At 44.9% G+C, this 20080-nt stretch carries 21 protein-coding genes; 14 read left to right on the forward strand and 7 right to left on the reverse strand.

Annotation, left to right across the window (positions count from 1 at the left end; genetic code table 11):
* Positions 1 to 117: 117 nt before the first annotated feature.
* The gene (locus O3681_RS03575) at positions 118 to 1569 is read left to right on the forward strand and encodes a DASS family sodium-coupled anion symporter (protein WP_371459296.1); all 1452 of its coding nucleotides are present in this window, start codon (positions 118 to 120) and stop codon (positions 1567 to 1569) included.
* A 100-nt stretch (positions 1570 to 1669) separates the two neighbouring features.
* Entirely contained in the window at positions 1670 to 3082 is a 1413-nt protein-coding gene (gene trkA, locus O3681_RS03580; RefSeq protein ID WP_371459297.1) for a Trk system potassium transporter TrkA, read from the forward strand.
* A gap of 77 nt (positions 3083 to 3159) precedes the next feature.
* On the opposite strand, the gene lgt is transcribed toward trkA, so the two are convergent.
* Positions 3160 to 4020, reverse strand: a complete 861-nt coding sequence (gene lgt, locus O3681_RS03585; RefSeq protein ID WP_371459298.1) for a prolipoprotein diacylglyceryl transferase — start codon at positions 4018 to 4020, stop codon at positions 3160 to 3162.
* Between the two features lie 74 nt (positions 4021 to 4094).
* A complete protein-coding gene (locus tag O3681_RS03590) occupies positions 4095 to 5225 on the reverse strand; it encodes a M14-type cytosolic carboxypeptidase (RefSeq protein WP_371459299.1) in 1131 nt (376 codons plus the stop codon).
* A 174-nt stretch (positions 5226 to 5399) separates the two neighbouring features.
* Between O3681_RS03590 and argB the strand changes: the two genes are divergently transcribed.
* The 6 genes from argB (at position 5400) to O3681_RS03620 (ending at position 9546) form a co-directional block, all read left to right on the forward strand.
* Complete coding sequence (gene argB, locus O3681_RS03595; RefSeq protein WP_371459300.1) at positions 5400 to 6287, forward strand: acetylglutamate kinase; 888 nt, start codon at positions 5400 to 5402, stop codon at positions 6285 to 6287.
* A 62-nt stretch (positions 6288 to 6349) separates the two neighbouring features.
* Positions 6350 to 6508, forward strand: coding sequence for a hypothetical protein (locus O3681_RS03600; RefSeq protein ID WP_371459301.1), 159 nt, complete (start codon positions 6350 to 6352; stop codon positions 6506 to 6508).
* 40 nt (positions 6509 to 6548) lie between these two features.
* On the forward strand, positions 6549 to 7835 hold the full coding sequence (gene eno / locus O3681_RS03605; RefSeq protein ID WP_371459302.1) for a phosphopyruvate hydratase: 1287 nt from the start codon (positions 6549 to 6551) through the stop codon (positions 7833 to 7835).
* A 23-nt stretch (positions 7836 to 7858) separates the two neighbouring features.
* Positions 7859 to 8134 carry a cell division protein FtsB gene (gene ftsB / locus O3681_RS03610; RefSeq protein WP_003679613.1) on the forward strand — a complete coding sequence of 92 codons (276 nt, stop codon included), beginning with the start codon at positions 7859 to 7861 and terminating at the stop codon, positions 8132 to 8134.
* Between the two features lie 101 nt (positions 8135 to 8235).
* Positions 8236 to 8727, forward strand: coding sequence for a DUF1841 family protein (locus O3681_RS03615; RefSeq protein WP_101755106.1), 492 nt, complete (start codon positions 8236 to 8238; stop codon positions 8725 to 8727).
* A gap of 111 nt (positions 8728 to 8838) precedes the next feature.
* On the forward strand, positions 8839 to 9546 hold the full coding sequence (locus tag O3681_RS03620) for an SIMPL domain-containing protein (protein ID WP_371459303.1): 708 nt from the start codon (positions 8839 to 8841) through the stop codon (positions 9544 to 9546).
* A gap of 512 nt (positions 9547 to 10058) precedes the next feature.
* On the opposite strand, the gene O3681_RS03625 is transcribed toward O3681_RS03620, so the two are convergent.
* Genes O3681_RS03625 through O3681_RS03640 form a run of 4 tightly spaced genes read right to left on the reverse strand, consistent with a single transcriptional unit; the run spans position 10059 to position 12737 of the window.
* Positions 10059 to 10784 carry a hypothetical protein gene (locus O3681_RS03625; protein WP_371459304.1) on the reverse strand — a complete coding sequence of 242 codons (726 nt, stop codon included), beginning with the start codon at positions 10782 to 10784 and terminating at the stop codon, positions 10059 to 10061.
* 24 nt (positions 10785 to 10808) lie between these two features.
* Positions 10809 to 11207: a hypothetical protein gene (locus tag O3681_RS03630; RefSeq protein ID WP_016686428.1), complete on the reverse strand. Its 399-nt coding sequence runs from the start codon at positions 11205 to 11207 to the stop codon at positions 10809 to 10811.
* Positions 11208 to 11220: 13 nt separating this feature from the next.
* On the reverse strand, positions 11221 to 11808 hold the full coding sequence (locus O3681_RS03635) for a hypothetical protein (RefSeq protein ID WP_016686429.1): 588 nt from the start codon (positions 11806 to 11808) through the stop codon (positions 11221 to 11223).
* Positions 11809 to 11822: 14 nt separating this feature from the next.
* Positions 11823 to 12737 (reverse strand): hypothetical protein, encoded by a 915-nt coding sequence (locus O3681_RS03640; RefSeq protein WP_371459305.1) that lies wholly within the window; start codon positions 12735 to 12737, stop codon positions 11823 to 11825.
* A gap of 121 nt (positions 12738 to 12858) precedes the next feature.
* Between O3681_RS03640 and O3681_RS03645 the strand changes: the two genes are divergently transcribed.
* Positions 12859 to 13263, forward strand: coding sequence for a helix-turn-helix domain-containing protein (locus tag O3681_RS03645; RefSeq protein WP_371459306.1), 405 nt, complete (start codon positions 12859 to 12861; stop codon positions 13261 to 13263).
* Positions 13264 to 13426: 163 nt separating this feature from the next.
* The gene (locus tag O3681_RS03650) at positions 13427 to 13735 is read left to right on the forward strand and encodes a hypothetical protein (protein WP_371459307.1); all 309 of its coding nucleotides are present in this window, start codon (positions 13427 to 13429) and stop codon (positions 13733 to 13735) included.
* A 41-nt stretch (positions 13736 to 13776) separates the two neighbouring features.
* On the opposite strand, the gene O3681_RS03655 is transcribed toward O3681_RS03650, so the two are convergent.
* Positions 13777 to 14784 (reverse strand): IS5 family transposase, encoded by a 1008-nt coding sequence (locus O3681_RS03655; RefSeq protein WP_371459308.1) that lies wholly within the window; start codon positions 14782 to 14784, stop codon positions 13777 to 13779.
* Between the two features lie 676 nt (positions 14785 to 15460).
* Between O3681_RS03655 and O3681_RS03660 the strand changes: the two genes are divergently transcribed.
* From O3681_RS03660 to O3681_RS03675, 4 genes are read left to right on the forward strand one after another with little or no spacing between them, the layout of a single operon-like run.
* Positions 15461 to 16672, forward strand: a complete 1212-nt coding sequence (locus tag O3681_RS03660) for a cyclic GMP-AMP synthase DncV-like nucleotidyltransferase (protein ID WP_188213364.1) — start codon at positions 15461 to 15463, stop codon at positions 16670 to 16672.
* Positions 16672 to 17169 carry a Mov34/MPN/PAD-1 family protein gene (locus O3681_RS03665; protein ID WP_371459309.1) on the forward strand — a complete coding sequence of 166 codons (498 nt, stop codon included), beginning with the start codon at positions 16672 to 16674 and terminating at the stop codon, positions 17167 to 17169. Before O3681_RS03660 ends, O3681_RS03665 begins: the two co-directional genes overlap by 1 nt.
* A complete protein-coding gene (locus tag O3681_RS03670; RefSeq protein WP_282822677.1) occupies positions 17166 to 18869 on the forward strand; it encodes a ThiF family adenylyltransferase in 1704 nt (567 codons plus the stop codon). The genes O3681_RS03665 and O3681_RS03670 overlap by 4 nt, the downstream gene beginning before the upstream one ends.
* Positions 18853 to 19857, forward strand: coding sequence for a CBASS cGAMP-activated phospholipase (locus tag O3681_RS03675; RefSeq protein WP_371459310.1), 1005 nt, complete (start codon positions 18853 to 18855; stop codon positions 19855 to 19857). The genes O3681_RS03670 and O3681_RS03675 overlap by 17 nt, the downstream gene beginning before the upstream one ends.
* Positions 19858 to 20080: the final 223 nt, after the last annotated feature.

Below are 20080 nucleotides of genomic sequence, written 5' to 3' on the forward strand. Positions count from 1 at the left end.
TAATAAGAAAAATACCTTCCGAACCTACCAAAATACGTTCAGACAGGCTTCAGCAACACTCAGGCCGTCTGAAAACCGATTTCCCAATACTTCAATCCTCAAATTAGGAGATTCAACATGGGCTTCAAGCCAATTCCTGCTGCGGTCGCACTTGTGCTGACGCTGCTTATCTGGTTCGTTATCCCCGTTCCTCAAGGCGTATCACCTGACGCATGGCATCTTTTGGCATTATTTGTCGGCATCATCGCCGGCATCATCGGCAAAGCCATGCCTATCGGCGCAATGGCGATTTTGGGCATTACCTTGGTTGCACTGACCGGTGTGACCAACGAAAAAGCCGCCGACGCAACCAAAGACGCTCTGAGCAGCCTCAACAACTCGCTCATCTGGATGATCGGTATCGCCATCATCATCTCGCGCGGTTTGTTGAAAACCGGCTTAGGGATGCGTATCGGCTACCTGCTGATCTCCCTTTTCGGCAAACGCACGCTGGGCGTAGGTTACAGCTTGGCTTTGGCGGACTTGGTCATCGGTCCAGTAACGCCGAGCAACACCGCGCGCGGCGGTGCCATCGTACATCCGATTATGAAATCCATTGCCCTGAGCTTCGACTCTGACCCTGAAAAAGGTACGGAAGGTAAAATCGGTAAATACCTTTCACTGGTCAACTTCCACTCCAACGTAATTACCTGTCTGATTTTTATCACTGCCACCGCACCCAATCCGCTGGTAGTCGAATTGGTTGCCAAAGCCACCAATTCGCAAATCCAACTCTCTTGGGGTACTTGGTTCTTGGCAATGATCGTACCCGGCCTGCTTGCTATGCTACTGATGCCGCTGGTGCTGTACTTCCTGTATCCGCCTGAAATCAAACAAACCCCTAACGCCACTGCATTGGCAAAAGAGCATTTGGCTGCCATGGGGCCGATGAAGCGTGAAGAAAAAATCATGCTGGGTATTTTCTTGGTTCTGCTGCTGTTGTGGGCTGGTATTCCCGAGATGCTGTTCGGTGTGAAAGTTGATGCTACCGCCACCACCTTCCTCGGCTTGAGCCTGTGTCTTTTAACCGGCGTACTGACTTGGGAAGATGCGCTGAAAGAAAAAAGCGCGTGGGATACCATCGTTTGGTTTGCGGCCTTGGTTATGATGGCAAACTTCCTCAACAAACTGGGCCTCATCAGTTGGTTGTCCGACTCCATGCAAAGCGGTATCGCCCACATGGGTTTGGGTTGGGAAGCCGGTTGTGCCATGTTGATGCTGGCCTACCTCTACGCCCACTACGTTTTCGCCAGCGGTACGGCACACGTTACCGCCATGTTCGGCGCATTCTACGGCGCAGGCTTGGCCTTGGGCGCACCACCGATGCTGTTTGCCCTGATTATGGCAGCCGTTACCGGCATCATGATGTCGCTGACCCACTACGCCACCGGTTCTGCACCTGTCATTTACGGCTCCAACTATGTAACCATGACCGAATGGTGGAAAGCCGGCTTCATCATGAGCGTGGTCGAAATCCTGATTTTCAGCACTGTCGGCATCTTATGGTGGAAAGCCTTGGGCTACTGGTAACTCTTTAGCTGATTAAGAAAGAAAATTCAGGCCGTCTGAAACTCCAATTTCAGACGGCCTTTTGTTACAATTTCATTTTTACCGAACACACTCGATTACCGTGAAAATACTTATTCTCGGCAGCGGCCAAGTCGGCTCGACCGTCGCCCAAAACCTCGCCTCTGTTCCCAGCAACGACGTTACCATCATCGACATCGACGAAAAAGCGCTCAACCGTATCAGCAGTCGCCTCGATGTCCAAACCATCGTCGGCAACGGCGCATCGCCCTTTACCCTCGAACAGGCAGGTGCGGCTGACTCCGACCTCCTGCTTGCCCTGACCCGCAGTGACGAAACCAACATCGTTGCCTCCAAAATCGCCGCCGACCTGTTCAATATCCCCAGTCGCATCGCACGCGTACGCTCAAGTGAATACCTCGAATATCCGGTTGCCGGCAGCGACAAACCCGAAGAAGGCAGCCTCAATATCTTCGGCATTACGGAAACCATCAGCCCCGAACAACTGGTTACCGAACAACTTGTCGGACTGCTCAGCTACACCAGCGCATTGCAAGTACTCAGCTTTGCCAACGACCAAGTCCGCATGGTAATTGTTCAAGCACGCAAAGGCGGTTTGCTGATCGGGCGTGAAATTGCCGATATCAACCAACACCTGCTCGAAGGTGCGGACTGCCAAATCTGCGCCATCTACCGCAACAACCGCCTGATCGTCCCAACGCCGCAAACCGTCATCATCGAAGGCGATGAAGTCCTATTTGCTGCCGACATCAACAGCGTTGAAGCCATCATGCGCGAATTGCGTCCGAAAGAAGCGCGTACCCGCCGCATCATGATTGCCGGCGGCGGTAACATCGGCTACCGCCTCGCCAAACAGCTCGAATCCAAATACGACATCAAAATCATCGAATACAAACCCCACCGCGCCGAATGGCTGGCCGAGAATCTGGACAACACCCTCGTCCTGCAAGGTTCCGCCACCGATGAAACCCTGCTGGACGAAGAATACATCGACGAAATCGACGTCTTCTGCGCGCTGACCAACGACGACGAAAACAACATCATGTCCAGCCTGCTGGCGAAAAACCTTGGTGCCAAACGCGTAATCACCATCGTCAACCGCTCAAGCTACGTCGATTTGCTCGAAGGCAACAAAATCGATATCGTCGTTTCCCCCCACCTGATTACCATCGGCTCCATCCTCGCCCACATCCGCCGTGGCGACGTCGTTGCCGTCCATCCTTTGCGCCGCGGTACAGCCGAAGCTATTGAAGTGGTGGTACACGGCGACAAAAACACTTCCGCCATCGTCGGTCGCCGCATCAGCGGCATCAAATGGCCAAGCGACTGCTACATCGCCGCCATCGTCCGCGGCGCAACCGGCGAGGTCATCATGGGACACCACACCGAAACCATCCTCCAAGACGGCGACCACATTATCTTCTTCGTCTCACGCCGCCGCGTCCTGCCGGAGTTGGAAAAACTCATTCAAGTTAAAATGGGCTTTTTCGGTTAAACCCGAAATCTGTTTGCTTGAAGCGATAAAAAGGCCGTCTGAAAACCTTTTCAGACGGCCTTTATTTATTGTTTTATTTATGCTTTGGCAACGCTGTTTTTACGGCCAAACCAAACAAAACCAATCGCACCCAATACAATCATCGGCACGCTCAACCATTGACCCATAGACAAACCCAAGGTCAACAGTCCGAGATAGTCGTCAGGCTGGCGGGCAAATTCGGCAATAAAGCGGAACAAACCGTAACCGCCCAAGAACAATGCCGCCGTTTGACCGGCCGGACGCGGTTTTTTCGAGAAAATCCAAACGATGACAAACAGGCAAATGCCTTCAAGGGCAAACTGGTAAAGCTGAGACGGGTGGCGCGGCAGCATACCGTATTGTTGCAGCCATTCGGCCCACAAAGGATTGTGCGCTGCAGCTTCCGCATCTTCGTAACGCGCTTGCGGGAAACCCATTGCCCAGAAAGCATTGAGTTCGGTCACGCGTCCCCAAAGTTCGCCGTTGATAAAGTTGCCGATACGGCCGGAAGCCAAGCCCAGCGGTACGAGCGGTGCAACGGTATCCATCAATTTTAAAATACTGATGTTATGCTTGCGGCCAAACAGCCACATGGCAACGACCACGCCCAAGAAGCCGCCGTGAAACGACATACCGCCTTCCCAAACTTTGAAAATATCCAACGGGTTGGCCAGATAGTCGGAAAATTTATAAAACAAAACGTAGCCGATACGGCCGCCCAAGATCACGCCCAAGATACCCCAAGTCAGGAAATCGTCGAGTGTTTCTTTGGTAAACACAGAATTGCCCTGCGCGATACGGCGGCGGCCCAAAATCGTAAACAGGATAAAGCCGATAATATAGCTCAAGGCATACCAACGGATGGCAAGCGGGCCGATGCTGATCAGCACCGGATCAAACTGGGGATGTATCATCATAATGTGTGTTCCTTATCTCAAAGGCCGTCTGAAAGCCTGAACTTTCAGACGGCCTGTATGCGGTGTCGGATGGTTTAACGCAAATCGTCAACCACATTCAAAATAGCAGATAACATTGCCTCGCCCAAGCGCAGCGAGCGTTGGCCGTTCCAGCCGAAATCATCGTCCGGCAGATTGGCATTGTCTTTAAACGGCATTTCCAAAGTATAGGCAAGGCAGTTGAAATGATTGCCGACCCAGTTGGTCGCCAAAGTCATGTTTGACTGACCCGGCGCATCTTTGTCATAGCCGTAATCGTCTTGGAAATCTGGGCTGGCATTGAGCAACGCGAGTTTGAATTGGTCTTCCAAGGCTTCGATGCGCTCGTTGTAGTTCGGCACGCCTTCGGTACCGGCCACAAAGACAAACGGCAGACCTTCATCGCCGTGAATATCCAAGAACAAATCCACGCCGGTTTCCATCATTTTTTCGCGGACGGTAAAGACTTCGGGGCTTCGCTCCAAAGTCGGGTTTTCCCATTCGCGGTTGAGGTTGGCACCGGCGGCATTGGTGCGCAGATTACCCAAAACCGAACCGTCCGGATTCATATTCGGCACAATGTAGAAAGTCGCACGGTCAAGCAGCATGCGCGCGGTCGGATCTTGCGGATCAAGCAGGCGGCCCAGCAAACCTTCGACAAACCATTCCGCCATGGTTTCACCCGGATGCTGACGGGCGATAATCCAGACTTTCATGTCGCTTTCGACTTGGTTGCCGATGGTCAGAAGATTGATGTCTCGGCCTTGAACGGTACTACCCAAATCGTCGATACGGCACAAACCGCTGCCCTGAGCATCGCCCAAAAGGTTCAAATGCTGCTCGTTGGAATAAGGCTCGAAATAAGCGTAGTAAACGCTGTTGGACAAAGGCGTATGGTTGATGGTCAACACGCCGTTTTCGTAGCTGGTCGGCACGCGGAACCAATTTTGGCGGTCGTACGAGGCGCAAGCCTGATAGTCCTCCCAGCCCAAAGGATACGCAGCGTCTGCCGCATTTTCAAAATGCATCACGCAGTTTTGATAGGCCGCACCCTGCAAACGGAAGTAAAACCATTGGGCAAACTCCGAAGCATTGTCGGGACGCAGGACGAGACGGATATCGGCAGGGTTGCTCAAGTCTTTGACAACAACCGAACCGGCATCGAATTGGGTGCTGATTTTCATCATGGGTATCCTTAGTAATCGGCGAAGAGGCCGAAGCAAACCGTCATTTTACCGTTTGCATGAGGCTGGTTTCAACCATTTAACTGATTTAACAGGATTTCAAGCGCTTGGAAATATTGTTTCAGACGGCCTTTGGGATTAAGATAAAGGCCGAAATCATGAAACAAGGTTGAAACCATGACCCAGCAACAATCTGTCTCCCCTGCCATCAAGGCTCACGTCCTTGCCGAATCTTTACCTTATATCCGCCGTTTTTCCGGCTCCATCATCGTCATCAAATACGGCGGCAACGCCATGACCGAGTCGGCCTTAAAAGAGGGCTTCGCACGCGATGTCGTCCTGCTCAAACTGATCGGTCTTCATCCCGTCATCGTTCACGGCGGCGGCCCGCAAATCAATGAGATGTTGGAAAAAGTCGGCAAAAAAGGAAAATTTGTTCAAGGCATGCGCGTGACCGACAGCGAAACCATGGACATTGTGGAAATGGTTTTGGGTGGACACGTCAATAAAGAAATCGTTTCCATGATTACCACCTTCGGCGGTCGCGCCGTCGGCATTACCGGCCGCGACAACCACTTCATCAAAGCGGAAAAACTCCTGATCGACACGCCCGAACAAAAAGGCGTGGACATCGGCCAAGTCGGTACCGTGGCCGATATCGATACCCGTTTGGTGGAAGGTTTGGTCGAACGCGGCTGCATTCCGGTCATCGCACCCATCGGTGTAGGTCAAAACGGCGAAGCGTTCAACATCAATGCCGACTTGGTTGCCGGCAAACTGGCGGAAAAACTTCAAGCCGAAAAACTACTGATGATGACCAATATCCCCGGCGTACTGGATAAAGAAGGAAAATTATTGACCACCCTGACGCCAAGCCGCATTGACGAACTGATTGAAGACGGTACGCTGTACGGCGGTATGCTGCCTAAAATTGCCTCTGCCGTCGAAGCCGCCAAAAGCGGCGTCAAAGCCACGCATATCATAGACGGCCGCGTTCCCAACGCCCTACTCTTGGAAGTGCTGACCGATGACGGTGTAGGCTCGATGATTTTGGGCGAAGGCTAATCTTGTTTTCAGACGGCCTTATGCCTTATTTAATCAGCTTTTCACCCTAAAAAGGGTAAAAAATGTTACACTATACGGCTTATGTTTGTTTGAGCGATATTGACGTGAAACAAACTTACAGTCGGTTTCATACCGACGCCGATGCCATGCCCGGCAAAGACGGTATAATGGCTGCATTCATCAGACTTTGGCAATCATTCTTAAGGCCGTCTGAAACGTAACAAAGCTACTTTTCTTTTACCATCCTATTTGGAGATATTCATGAGCGCAATCGTTGATATTTTTGCACGCGAAATTTTGGACTCCCGCGGCAACCCTACCGTAGAGTGTGACGTATTGTTGGAATCCGGCGTCATGGGACGCGCAGCCGTACCAAGCGGCGCATCAACCGGTCAAAAAGAAGCTTTGGAACTGCGTGACGGCGACAAATCCCGTTACTTGGGCAAAGGCGTATTGAAAGCCGTTGACCACGTCAACAACCAAATCGCGCAAGCCCTCATCGGTATCGATGCCAACGAACAATCTTATATCGACCAAATCATGATCGAATTGGACGGTACGGAAAACAAAGGCAACTTGGGTGCCAATGCTACTTTGGCCGTTTCTATGGCCGTAGCACGCGCGGCCGCTGAAGATGCAGGCCTGCCGCTGTATCGTTACTTGGGCGGCGCTGGCCCAATGGCTCTGCCGGTTCCGATGATGAACGTTATCAACGGCGGCGAACATGCCAACAACAGCCTGAACATCCAAGAATTCATGATCATGCCTGTCGGAGCAAAATCTTTCCGCGAAGCTCTGCGTTGCGGCGCCGAAATCTTCCACGCACTGAAAAAACTGTGTGACGGCAAAGGCTTCCCAACTACCGTTGGCGACGAAGGTGGTTTCGCACCCAACCTGAACAGCCACAAAGAAGCCCTGCAACTGATGGTGGAAGCCACAGAAGCCGCCGGCTACAAAGCAGGTGAAGACGTATTGTTCGCTCTGGACTGCGCATCCAGCGAATTCTACAAAGACGGCAAATACCACTTGGAAGCCGAAGGCCGCTCTTACACCAGCGCAGAATTTGCCGAATACTTGGAAGGCCTGGTTAACGAATTCCCAATCATTTCCATCGAAGACGGCATGGACGAAAACGACTGGGAAGGCTGGAAACTGCTGACCGAAAAATTGGGCAAAAAAGTTCAATTGGTCGGCGACGACTTGTTCGTAACCAATCCAAAAATCTTGGCCGAAGGCATTGAAAAAGGCGTGGCAAACGCATTGCTGGTCAAAGTCAACCAAATCGGTACATTGAGCGAAACCCTGCAAGCCGTCGACTTGGCAAAACGCAACCGCTACGCCAGCGTAATGAGCCACCGTTCCGGCGAAACCGAAGACAGCACCATTGCCGACTTGGCAGTTGCCACCAACTGTATGCAAATCAAAACCGGCTCCCTGTCCCGCTCCGACCGCATGGCGAAATACAACCAATTGTTGCGCATTGAAGAAGAATTGGCCGAATCCGCTTACTACCCTGGCAAAGCCGCATTTTACCAACTGGGCAAATAAGCAGAATATAGGATATTGATTGTATGAAGTGGGTAACTTTTGTTTTAACCTTCGCACTTTTGTGCTGTCAGTACAGCCTTTGGTTTGGTAAAGGCAGCGTCGGACATACGGAAGAATTGCAGGAGCAGCTCGTCCGTCAGGAGGAAAAAAACCAAACGCTCACTTTACGCAACAATTTCCTCAATGCGGAAGTTGAAGACTTAGCACACGGACAAGAGGCCATTGCCGAAATTGCCCGTGTCGAATTGGGCTATGTCCAAGACGGCGAAGTGTATTACCGAATCATCGACCGCCGCTAAACCCTGCAAAACAAAGGTCGTCTGAAAACATATTTTTCAGACGACCTTTTTTATCGCAATCGCTATATAATCACATATCCCAAAATCAAATCACACCCATCATGTATGACGTAAACACCCACGATGTCCGCCGATTCTTTGCCCACGTCTGGCAACACAGGCTCGCGCCGATCCAATTAGACGGCCTGCAACAAAAAGCTTTGCGCATCATCGAAGCCCATCCCGAATACGGACACTATCTCGAAGACATCGAACAATATTTAGATAAAGAATGGCTGCCCGAAGACGGTGAAAGCAACCCATTCCTGCACATGTCGCTACACCTTTCCCTACAAGAGCAAAGCGCCATCGACCAGCCCCCGGGCATCCGTGCCATCCACCAACAACTTTGCGCCCGTTACAACGGCGACTGGGTCAAAGCCGAACACGATATGATGGAAGCCTTAGCAGAAACCATCTGGGAAGCACAACGCTACGGACGGGGCCTTGACGTCAATGCCTACATGACCCGCTTGCGGAAATTGGTCGGCTTAGGCCAAGAAGAAAAAGCCCGCCTCAATCCCCATGAAGTCGGCTTGATGGATACAAAGTAACTTCTTTTCAGACGGCCTCAACCCAGACAAATCCTTACGCTTGCCAAAGCCAACATTTCCATCTTTCATGCTAAATTACTTTTTTGAAATCCGCATTACAAGGAAAACAAAATGCTCCGCCCAACCCTTACCACCCTACTGCTAGCCGCCTCCCTGCCCGTTGCAGCAGAAAGCCTCAACTACAACATCGTTGAATTTTCCGAATCCGCGAATATGGAAGTGCCACGGGATACCATGACCGCGCATTTCAGCGTCAACGCAGAAGGCAAAGACCGTCAAGCCGTCAACCAAGCCTTCATGAAAAAATTCAACCAGTTCAACAAAATCTCCCAAAACAGCAAATTTAAAGCCGAGTTGATGGAGCGCAACGGATCCCCTCGCTATCAATACACCAACGGCAAACGCACCCAAACCGGCTGGGAAGAACACGCCTACTTCAAAGTAGAAAGCAAAGACTTTGAAGCACTCAACCGCCTGATTGCCGATAGCATCAATATTGCCGTTTTGGAAAGCTCCTCGTTTTCCGTATCCAAAGAAAAACGTGAAGAAACCGTCGACCAACTGAGCAAAGCCGTCATCCTGCGCTTCAAAGACCGCGCCCAAAACCTCGCCCAAACGCTCGGCTTCTCCAGCTACAAAATCGTCAAACTCAACCTAGGCCATATCGGCAACCGCCAAGTCGGCGGCGACTTTGCACACGCCAAAATGCTGCGGGCAGCCCCTGTCGCAGAGGTAGCTGCAGGAATAGAAGATGGCATACCAGCCTCCCCAGGCTCAGAAGAAATCAGCCTGACCGTCAGCGGTTCGGTGCAAATGTAGGATTTTCTTTGAAATCATTTTAAAGGCCGTCTGAAAGTATATTTTTCAGACGGCCTTTGTGTTGCTCAACAATTAGAATGGTTGTTTCTATATAAGGAAAGAATGAAAAAATAAAACTCTAATTATTTCAATTTGTTGCAATCAAATATTGATGATTTTCTTAAAAATACGTAAAAATAACCCCGATAACATAGTAATTATATCATTATATTTTACAATATTAACGTAAAATTTTTACACATTGCTTTCAAGAGCCAACCATTTATGTTCTCTGTTTTACTTTTTGAAAATAAAACAGAGGGCTTCTATACTTTGGTGTAAATAATTCTCTTGAATAAATTTCTGTTCTATAGCTATGCTCTATTTTTGAGTTTCAAATGTAGTATGGAGCTATCAAAATTGACAACTCCATAAAGAATATTCTTATTCTTTGTTTAATCTAACAAGAAAATGCTTAAATTGTTCTTCGTTGTCATCCAACTTTCCGAAAAATAACTCATCAATTTGCTCAATTAACGGAACAGCAACTCCGCCAGTCTTTCACCGAATTTCTGCAAAGATTCGTTACTGTTCAAACCGTGAGAACCGCTTGGGAACGGCAATACTGCCAGCAATGTGTCGTTTTGATTGCGCTTCCATTTTAATTTTTTTCCGACGATTTCTTCCTGACGAAAACCTGAAAGGCCGTCTGAAAACGCAACGTTAAACTCCTTATCGTAAGATGTGCCGAATCCGATAATCAGGCGCGGGCGGTATTGTTCCGCCCATTGGTTCATTTGGGCAAAGCGGTATTTGTTGCAGAAATTGACGTATTCCTGCTTGTCGGCAAAACCCGTAATCTCGGAAAACTCCTGCTGCCAAAGGCTGGCATCAGTGTTTTTAAACGCAATCGGATACAGGTTCATTTTGAAATAGCCCGAATCCGCTTTGTGTACAAACGGCTGCACTTCTTCGGCAAAGCTGCGGTAATTCTCGACCTGCCCGCCGTTTAAGGCGCACAACAGTTTGCAGACGCTGATGTTGTAAGGATAGGCAACGCATTCCTGCCAGTCTCCATAACCGAACTCCGTGTCGCCTGTGTACGGCTCTGCCGCAATCTGCCGCAGGTTTTCAACGGTGTGCCCGCCGCCCCATTCGATGCCGCATACCCATACAGACGGTTTCTCAGGAGAACCGATGTCGCCGCCGTCGCAGCCGTGAAAGTCGCGCAGCCAGTCATAGTTTTGTTTGATATTCATTTAATTCCCCTAGTATCAAAATATCTATCCATTTCCACGAGTTACATCATCTGTGCTTTCATAAATCTCAAATTTTATTTTTCCACCTTCTTTCCAAAAATCTACATTCATAGAGCCTGTGGTTTTACGCTTTCCTCTCTGCACTTTCATGCTATATCCGCAATCAATATGGCCACCACTTACAACTTCCCCACCTATTTCATAAATTTTACCTTTATACATTAGCTGACTCTTCCCAATTTTTCCAAGCCAAACCGTAATATTCTTTTGGGAATCAATATATGTCCCGATATTAGGATCAGAGTTAATCAACGCAATTGCTTGATTACTGCAAAATTCCGTTGCCACTTTGTTATTTTTAACAAAGGCACCTGCATTTAAACTCATACAACCCAATACAACCGATAAAATAAATTTCTTCATTTCAAACTCCTTATTAGTATCCAATATACATCCAACGCTCCGTTTCAGGAATCAACCTTAATCTAACAGTATGACTCAAAACATTTCCTTTATCACTTTCAAAATAAACAGTTGCATCAGTTACATATCCTGAATAATTTCCAACTTGGATCTGAGCAACATGGTAACAATCCTGTTGAATATATTCCTCAGAATTGATTTTTCGAGAAAAAACCAGAGCCAAAATTGGAACGGTTGCCTGCTCTCCATAATAATCGTTATCAGCAACCCATTTGAAATCAATATGGGTTTCTTGCTTCAAATCCTGATAACTCGCATTACAGGCAAGAGAACCGATAAGCCGGCTCAATACGGGTTTGATACCCCTCCAATCCGAATAACTCACTTTTTCCGGCCGGGCTTTATCCAACAGTCGGTTTACATCGGCCTGTGTTTTTTCCTGAATAAAATAAGGAGAATTAAGCAGGGATACGGTTTGCTGGGTTGCCGTACCCTGTTGCAGCTTTTGATTCAAATCATCCAAATAAGCATTAACGTAAGGTTGCACAGATTCGCAAGCCGTCAGCGTCAATACCAGACAATAAAGCAATAATTTCTTCATATGATACCCCTTAATCAGTTTGATAAAAATTGAGTACGCTCACCCGTCATCCGCGCATAACACTGATGAAAACGGACAGTCTGTTCATTTTTATCAGCCTCACTCAGCGACTCGGCCTTACATTTGTTTTCGCGTTCTTTAAGCCACGCTCTTTGCAACGGTAAAATTTCCTGCCTTACTTCCTTATCCAAACCATTCCAAACCAAATTCAGTTTGTCATCAGACAGCTTCGCCAATGACTTGGCCTGCGCAACACGTGCTTCGGCTTCCTTTTCCTGTGCCGCAGCCAACTCTGCCTGCCTTTGCCATTCCGCCTCTTGAGCCTCTCTTGCAGCCTGTTCTTCTTCCTGTTGTAGTCTTTGGGCTTCGGCTTCTTCCTCCTGCGCCTGTTTTTTAGACATGGCCAAAGCAAGCAGTTGGGTTGGTGCTTGAATTACATTGTCCTGATTTGCCTCAATTTCGGCAAAAATCACTTTCTTATCATCGCTGGGCTGCAAGTTGTACAACAACGTGCCTTCAAAACCGTTAGCCGACTGCTTAGATTTTTTAAACGCGTACGAATCCAAGAAATTCTCCAAACTGTCTGCATTGCCACGGATTTTCAACACCGTTTCGGCATCTTTCACAGTTTCTACTGATGGTGTGATGCGGAATGTAGCCTGACAAAAAACTTTCGTACTGTTTGGGTCTTCTTTGGAGGTGCGGATTTCCTCAAAACTCATCGGCAAAGCGGCAATTGATGCTCTGATATTGGCCAAATCAAACAACCCTTGATTTTTTAAAGATTTTTCAATTTCTTCCCCAACCAAACTGCGCAGAACCTGAATACCATTTTCATTCGAACAGGCAACTTTACCTCCGCCGATGTCGCACGCATTCAGTGCAAAAACAGAAGCTGCCGCAACGCTGATCAATTTTATTTTTCCCATTTGAAATTAAACCTTTTAACAAAATTTTTCGTATAGTGCAGGAACTCTGTATGATAAACTTCCACCCATGCCGATAACACCAACCCGTAGTATCGGCAATACCAACCAATAAGGAGGCTGGATGAAAGTTCATGAAAAAGTACGTAAGATTCGCGAGTTGAAAAACTTCTCGCAGGAAAACATGGCCGAGCAGTTGCAGATGTCGGTCAACGGCTATGAGAAAATCGAGCGCGGGGAGGTGGGTTTGCAGATGGACAAGCTGGAAAAAATCGCCGATGTGTTGGGCATGGACGTGGTGGATCTGCTCACGGTTGAGAAAAATCTGGTGTTTCTGAATATGGAAAACAGCACCAACTCCGCCAACTATTACGCATCGCAGGAGCGGTATGTGATCGAAATCGAAAAGTTGAAGCAGCAAAACGGCTATTTGCAGGCCATATTGATGGAAAAAGAAAAACTGATCACTTGGCAAAAGCAGCAGCTTGACAGTTTGAACGAACTGATTAGAACAATCGGGCGCGGATAGGAAACCGGCGGTTTTGATGGGCGACGAAGTCGAACCCCGCCACGCCTTCATCGAAAACAACGCCCTGATCGCGCAGAACATTGACGCGTAAAACCGTTTAAAGGAAAACCATGAGCTACCCGCAACAGGCCATAGACAACATCCTCAAAAGCGGAGACAGCCCGTGAACAAACGCAAAACGAAAAACCGCCAAGCCCGCACCGCACGACCTGCCGTGTCGGTGCGGCGGGCGAAGCCTTTGGAAAAGCTGTCGGAAAAACTCTTTGCTATCGGCATGGTCACGGCGTTTGTCGCGCTGGTGCCGCTGTTTTCCCTGATAGCGGAGATTGTGCGCGCCGTCATGGGAAACGGCTTTTCAGACGGCCTGAGACCTTTGCAAAAAAGCCTTCCCTCAACAACCAAAACCCCAAACACAGGTTTTCAGCTGTTTTCGCCACAAATCACTCCTAATTTTACCCAAATACCCCCTTAATTCTCCCCAGATACCTGATAATCAGGCATCCGGGCCACCTTTTAGGCAGCAACAGGCACACTTAGCCTGTTGGCCGCTTTCAACAGGTTCAAACACATCGCCTTCAGATGGCTTTGCGCACTCACTTTGAGCAGACCAAAATAGGCTGCCCGGGCATAGCGGAATTTACGGTGTAACGTACCGAAGCTTTGTTCGACTACATAACGGGTCTTCGACAAATATCGGTTGCGTTTGGTTTGCGCTTCCGACAGCGGATGTTTGCGGTGGGCTTTGCGCATAATGCCGTCCTGTAGCCGATACTCTTCCAGATGTTGCCGGTTTTCCTCACTGTCATAGCCTTTGTCGGCATAGACGGTCGTACCTTTGGGCAGTCCTTCCAACAAAGGCGACAGGTGTTTGCACTCATGGGCATTGGCGGGGGTAATGTGCAGTTTCTCGATATAGCCTTCCTCATCGGTACGGGTATGTTGTTTGTAGCCGAGTTTGTAGAGGCCGTTTTTCTTTGTCCAACGGGCATCTTTGTCCTTACTCGGTGTGGTTTGGCCGCTGACTTGTCCTTCTTCATCGACTTCTATGGCCTGGCGTTGTTTGCTGCCGGCGGTCTGAATAATGGTGGCGTCAACGACGGCGGCGGATGCTTTCTCTACTTTTAAGCCTTTTTCGGTCAATTGTCGGTTAATCAGTTCCAACAGTTCGGACAGGGTGTTGTCTTGCGCCAGCCAGTTGCGGTAGCGGCATAAGGTGCTGTAATCGGGGATGCTCAGTTCGTCAAAACGGCAAAACAGGTTGAAATCAATGCGGGTGATGAGGCTGTGTTCGAGTTCCGGATCGGAGAGGCTGTACCATTGTCCGAGCAGGATGGCTTTGAACATGGACAACAGGGGATAGGCGGGGTGGCCGCGGTGGTCTCGAAGGTAACGGGTTCTTTGACGATTTAGGTATTGTTCGATCGGTTGCCAATCAATCACCTGATCTAATTTCAATAGTGGGAAACGGTCGATGTGTTTGGCAATCATGGCTTGGGCGGTTTGCCGGAAGAAGGTGGTCATGGAAAATCCCCTAAATTTCTCAGGTTTGGGTATAAGTACGTAAAAATAAAGTATAAAAAGGCTAGATTTCAGATTTTATTTTTACACAATGGACTTACTATGAGATATTAAACAGATAATATTTGTTCATAAAGTCATTGCGTTGATTATGCCGTCCTTACATTTCCCCCTTTTTTTCCTCAATATCCTTCAGCTTCGACAGAGGCTTCCACTAATCTTGGTGCATTGTCTAGTCTGATGGATAAGGTTAAAAGATAAGTAATCACCGCATAAATACGCCTTGCGGTTACGCCCTGTTTTAGGAGTAAAATCATGAGTGTTACACTGAATAGTAGGCATATCGCCACGCCTATACACAAAAAAACTTAACGCTTCTCAGTTGGAAATCATGATGCGGAAACCTTCCACAAGGCGATAATGTTTAATCAGTTCGCTGTTTTTGGTAAGTTCCATTCTATCTACTTATTTTTCAAGGAAATTATTGAGTTTGAAATACAAACGATCATTGGCCTTCACATAATTCGACAGTAACATTATTAAATACTCAATAATGATAAGGAAACACCTCTTAGGAAAACAGTGTTTTTTACAAAAATATAAATCAAGTGTCAAATTGACTTGAAATTTATTACTGATAACCCCATATACAGTACGTTATTTTATTTAGAGGTGAAATATGAGCGATTATACAAACAACCTTCATCGTGTCTTTGTAGACCAAAAGATTGGTTTTAAGAAAAAGATTACCCCAACAGAACAGGACTTAAACTTTTTTAATCAGGTTAAAAAAGATGTTAAAAGCCACTTAAAGACCAAAATCAAGGAATTTTTGGAGCAACAAGGAATTGCTAATATTGCCCCAAAATTTCGCATTCAAGGATCGTGGGCGTATGGCACTTGCAATTTGCCGGCCAAACAGGATCAAGAAATGGATTTTGATTATGGGGTATATTTGCCTGTTCGTGCATTTGAAGGCTTTAATCCTGATGCTGGTGCAAGTGAACAAGCCCAAAATTACTTTGAGCAAGTAGAATTGATGATGGAAGATTTATGTTATCAACACAAATGGCAGTTAGATACTTCTGCACCATCATCATGTATTCGCATTAAAATCAGAAGTAATGCCCATATGGACATTCCTCTTTATGCTGTTCCTGATGATATGTTTGACAGTTTAGAAGAACGTAATGAATTACAAGTGTCGTTGGGCACTACGACTGCTATTGATGAAAGTTTAAATTATTCTGAGTGGGCATTTGAAGATTTTAATATCAGATCATTTGCTGAAGAATCTTTAATGGATAAAAATATTCGAATGATTCATATGGCAAGGCGAGATGGTACTTGGCAAGAAAGCGACTGCGAACTGATTCGTAAATGGTTTGCCGATAAATTAAAGTCTTTGGAAAATAACGGTCAGCAATTGCGAGCAATTTGCCGTTATTTAAAGGCGTGGCGTGATTGGCAATTTGCAGATAAATCTTTTCAGCCAAGCTCTATTTTATTGATGATTATCGCCTGCAAGCATTATAAATATTACCAATATCGTGATGACTTAGCACTATTATCAGTTTTAGAAAAATTGCCAAATGCTTTGAATGACAATGTTTATGAAAACATTGAAGAACACGAAAGTGAAGATTTTAACCGTATGGAAGAGTATGAAAGAGTTAAAGCCAGCCAATATGCTGATGCACTCTATCAAAGTTTTATGGCAAGTTTAAATAATTCGGATAAAACCAAAGTCTTAAATTTCATCACAAATGAATGGGGTGATAGAATACCACAAGATGAAAATTTGATTGAAACTTCTCCACAATCCATTTTTGATACACCACCATTAGCGCAATCAAACATCACTCAACAAGTCCCATTAAGACAAGGCTGATGGGTTATACAGAATGGCAAGCAGTTGATGGTGATTTTGTTGTGCGTATAGACAACCACATTATCTCTCAATTAACTGCTTATCGGCAAAAGCTGCAAGGTAGGCAGCCTGAATCTCTAGGTCTGATTGTTGGATTGGTGTGGGAAAATGCTTTTTGGGTTAAAGCGATTACTACGCCTACACCATTTGATAAACTCAGTCGTTTTTTATGTATTCGTACACAAAAATCAGCTGGTTATAATTTTAATTTATTGAAAAAATTAAATAAACAATCCAATTATCAATGGCATTATTTAGGTGAATGGCATACACACCCAGAAATCCATCCAAAACCATCCCAAACCGATTTGGAAAGTTGGGATAAACTGCCCCCAAATAGCTACTATGATAAAAATATTCACTTATTTTGGATTTGTAGTAGTGAAGCCCATTGCAACGATTGGTTAAGCATTCGTATTAATAATGTATTTTTAAAATTAATGTTAAAAAAACGATGAGTCACCGCAATAAAATCATTGAAAAATTATCTTATCACCAATATGAGCCAATTTCATTTCATGATTTAAAACATAGCCAATTAAATCATGAAAGCATTTGTTATAAAAAAGAAATTCTTGTAGGAGATACAAAAATTGAATATTTTTTGATTTTTCCTAATTCAACATTGTTAGAGTTCCCTAAAATCTATATAACAGAAAAGCAACTATTGCTCTTGCAAGAAGCTTTTCCACATATTACCCAACCTATCCCGCATTTACAAAAAAGACAAATCTCTTATTTAGATAATCAGTTGTATTATATTTGCTATTTTATGGAAAACAGTCAAACCATACAAAGAAATGAACTTAGTAAATTTATTTTAACAATTGAGCAATATTTGATAATTTTTTTTGCTAAATTGCTGGATAAAAGCCAATATATTCAAGAATACTCAGAAGATTTCTTGGGAGTGATTATTGTATTGAGTAATTTGACCAATGATAAAAAGCATTCTTGGTACATTATTAAAAATGAAGAGAAATATAATTTTTTAGACGTAAAAAATAAAAATGATATTTTTGTTTTGCAAACCAATGACTCAAACAATCCAAATTTTTCAGAGTTGTTTAAAAATGGTAAAGTTACTGTTCAGTCATTTTTAGATTTTATACAAAAATGGGATAGTTGCGCTTACAAAAAATTAGAAGAACACCTAAATCATATCAATAAAAAACACAAGAAAGAACCAATTAATATTTTGATAAATTGGGAAAATAAGTTAATGGGCTTGTCATTTGAATGGAATGATTACCAACATAAAGTATTAAAAAATTTTCTTGATAAGCAATATTTGACTCAAAAGGTAGTTTTTTATACGGTGAACTTAATTGATTTTAAAGCTAGTATTTTAAGAAATTTGCCATCAAAATCACAAAATGGTTTATTGGGTAAAAAGGTTTTTCAAGTTGGATTAGGGGCTGTTGGTGGATATATTGCAGATTCCTTAATCAAAATCGGTGCTGGTATTGATGATGAATTTACTATCATTGATAATGACATTTTTAGTGTTGATAATGTTGGGCGACATTTATTAGGTATGGAATATATTGGTGAAAGTAAATCTAAAGCATTTAAAGGATATGCACAAAAGCAAGCTTTTAATCAACTAAAACAATTAAATACCAAGTTTGATAATATTGGTAATTATAGCTTTCAATATTTTGTGGATAATCCAGTAGATTTAATTATCGATGCTACAGGCAGTATCGAAGTGCAAGAATATCTCAATGAATTGGTGCAACAAATTCCATTAAAATTTCGCCCCAATTTATTACATTTATGGATTTTTGGTAATGGCGAATGTGTACAAGGCTTTTGGCGTGATGCTAAATTACAAAATCATCAAGGCGGTTGTATTCAATGCTTAGGAACATCTGGTAATGGTCTGTCTGAAAATACTTTACCAATTAGAGATTTAAACAAAGAACAACGATTTGGTGCTTGTTCAGCATTTACACCCTATGCTGTATCTGGTGGAATGATGGCAAGTTCATTAGGTATTAATATGATATTAGAATGGCTAGAAACTGATATGGTCAAAAATAATTACCAAACTCGTTACAACTCTGAATATCAAGATGAAAAAATTAATGATATGGTAATTATGGCAGATGAAAACTGTCCTTATTGTGGAGAAAAACATGCAAAATCAATCTGATTTTAAAATACTGTCATTATCTGGCGGTGGTTATCGTGGTTTATATACAGCCGAAGTTTTAAAAGAATTGGAAAACCATTTAAAATCTCAAAATTCAAGCGATTGCATTGCTAATTATTTTAATTTAATTACAGGCACCTCGATTGGTGGCATTATTGCACTGGCATTGGCTTATGAAATTCCTGCTGAAGAAATTGCCAAAATATTTGATAATAAAGGTCAAGAAATTTTTAAGAAACAATCTTGGATTGGCATATTTAAGGCAAAATATAATTCAGCCATTTTAAAAAATATTTTAGTCGACTGGTTTGATGATGCTTTAATTGGTGATTTAAAACATCCGGTAGTTATTCCTGCTGTGGATTATACAACGGGCTTCCCTGTTACATTTAAAACAGCTCATCACGATAAATTTAAGCAAGATTGGAGACAGAAGATTGTTGATGTGGCATTAGCAACTTCGGCAGCACCAACTTATTTTAAACGCCATCGTATTGGAGAAAATGAATATATTGATGGTGGATTGTTTGCCAATAGCCCAAGTTTGGTTGGATTACACGAAGCTGAAATCTTTTTTAAACACCCTATAAATCAAGTCAGAATCTTGTCTATTGGTACATTATCATCTAAGAAAACCATCAATCCAAAGACCAATAAAAAAGGTGGCTGGACCGACTGGGGGGAAGGAGATATTAGAAAAGCCGCTCCTAACATTATTGATATTACGCTCAGTTCTCAACAATTATTTATGAATCAGTTGGTCAAACACAGAATTAAGGATAATTTTGTTGTTATTGATGAAAACTTAACTCACAGCTCAGCCCCCTATGTTGGATTAGATGATGCCACCAATAAGGCAAAACAAATCCTTAAAGGAAATGCTAGCCGGTCCTCAAAAGTTGCACTTGGAAACTCCGAGGCTTTGGAATTTTTTAATGAAATAGCTATTCCACCTGTATTTTATGAAGGGAAATATAAAAACCAATAGTCGAGTTTATATTCACACTATAGCCACTTTAAACGCACTCTGTCATCGGAATTTTGATGTTAATGAGCATTGTAACTAAAAACTCCGTTTTACTAGTGGAATTCTTCGTGGTTGAACAACGCTAACAAGGACTGACACGCTATCAAGCCTTAATTCAATCAGGCTTGGAACGCGTCTGCTCGATTTTAATGACCACTATTGCGATGGTAGCAAGAATGGCGCT

Origin of the sequence: Neisseria sp. 27098_8_158 (assembly GCF_041433145.1) — a bacterium.
Taxonomy (GTDB): Bacteria; Pseudomonadota; Gammaproteobacteria; order Burkholderiales; family Neisseriaceae; genus Neisseria; species Neisseria subflava_E.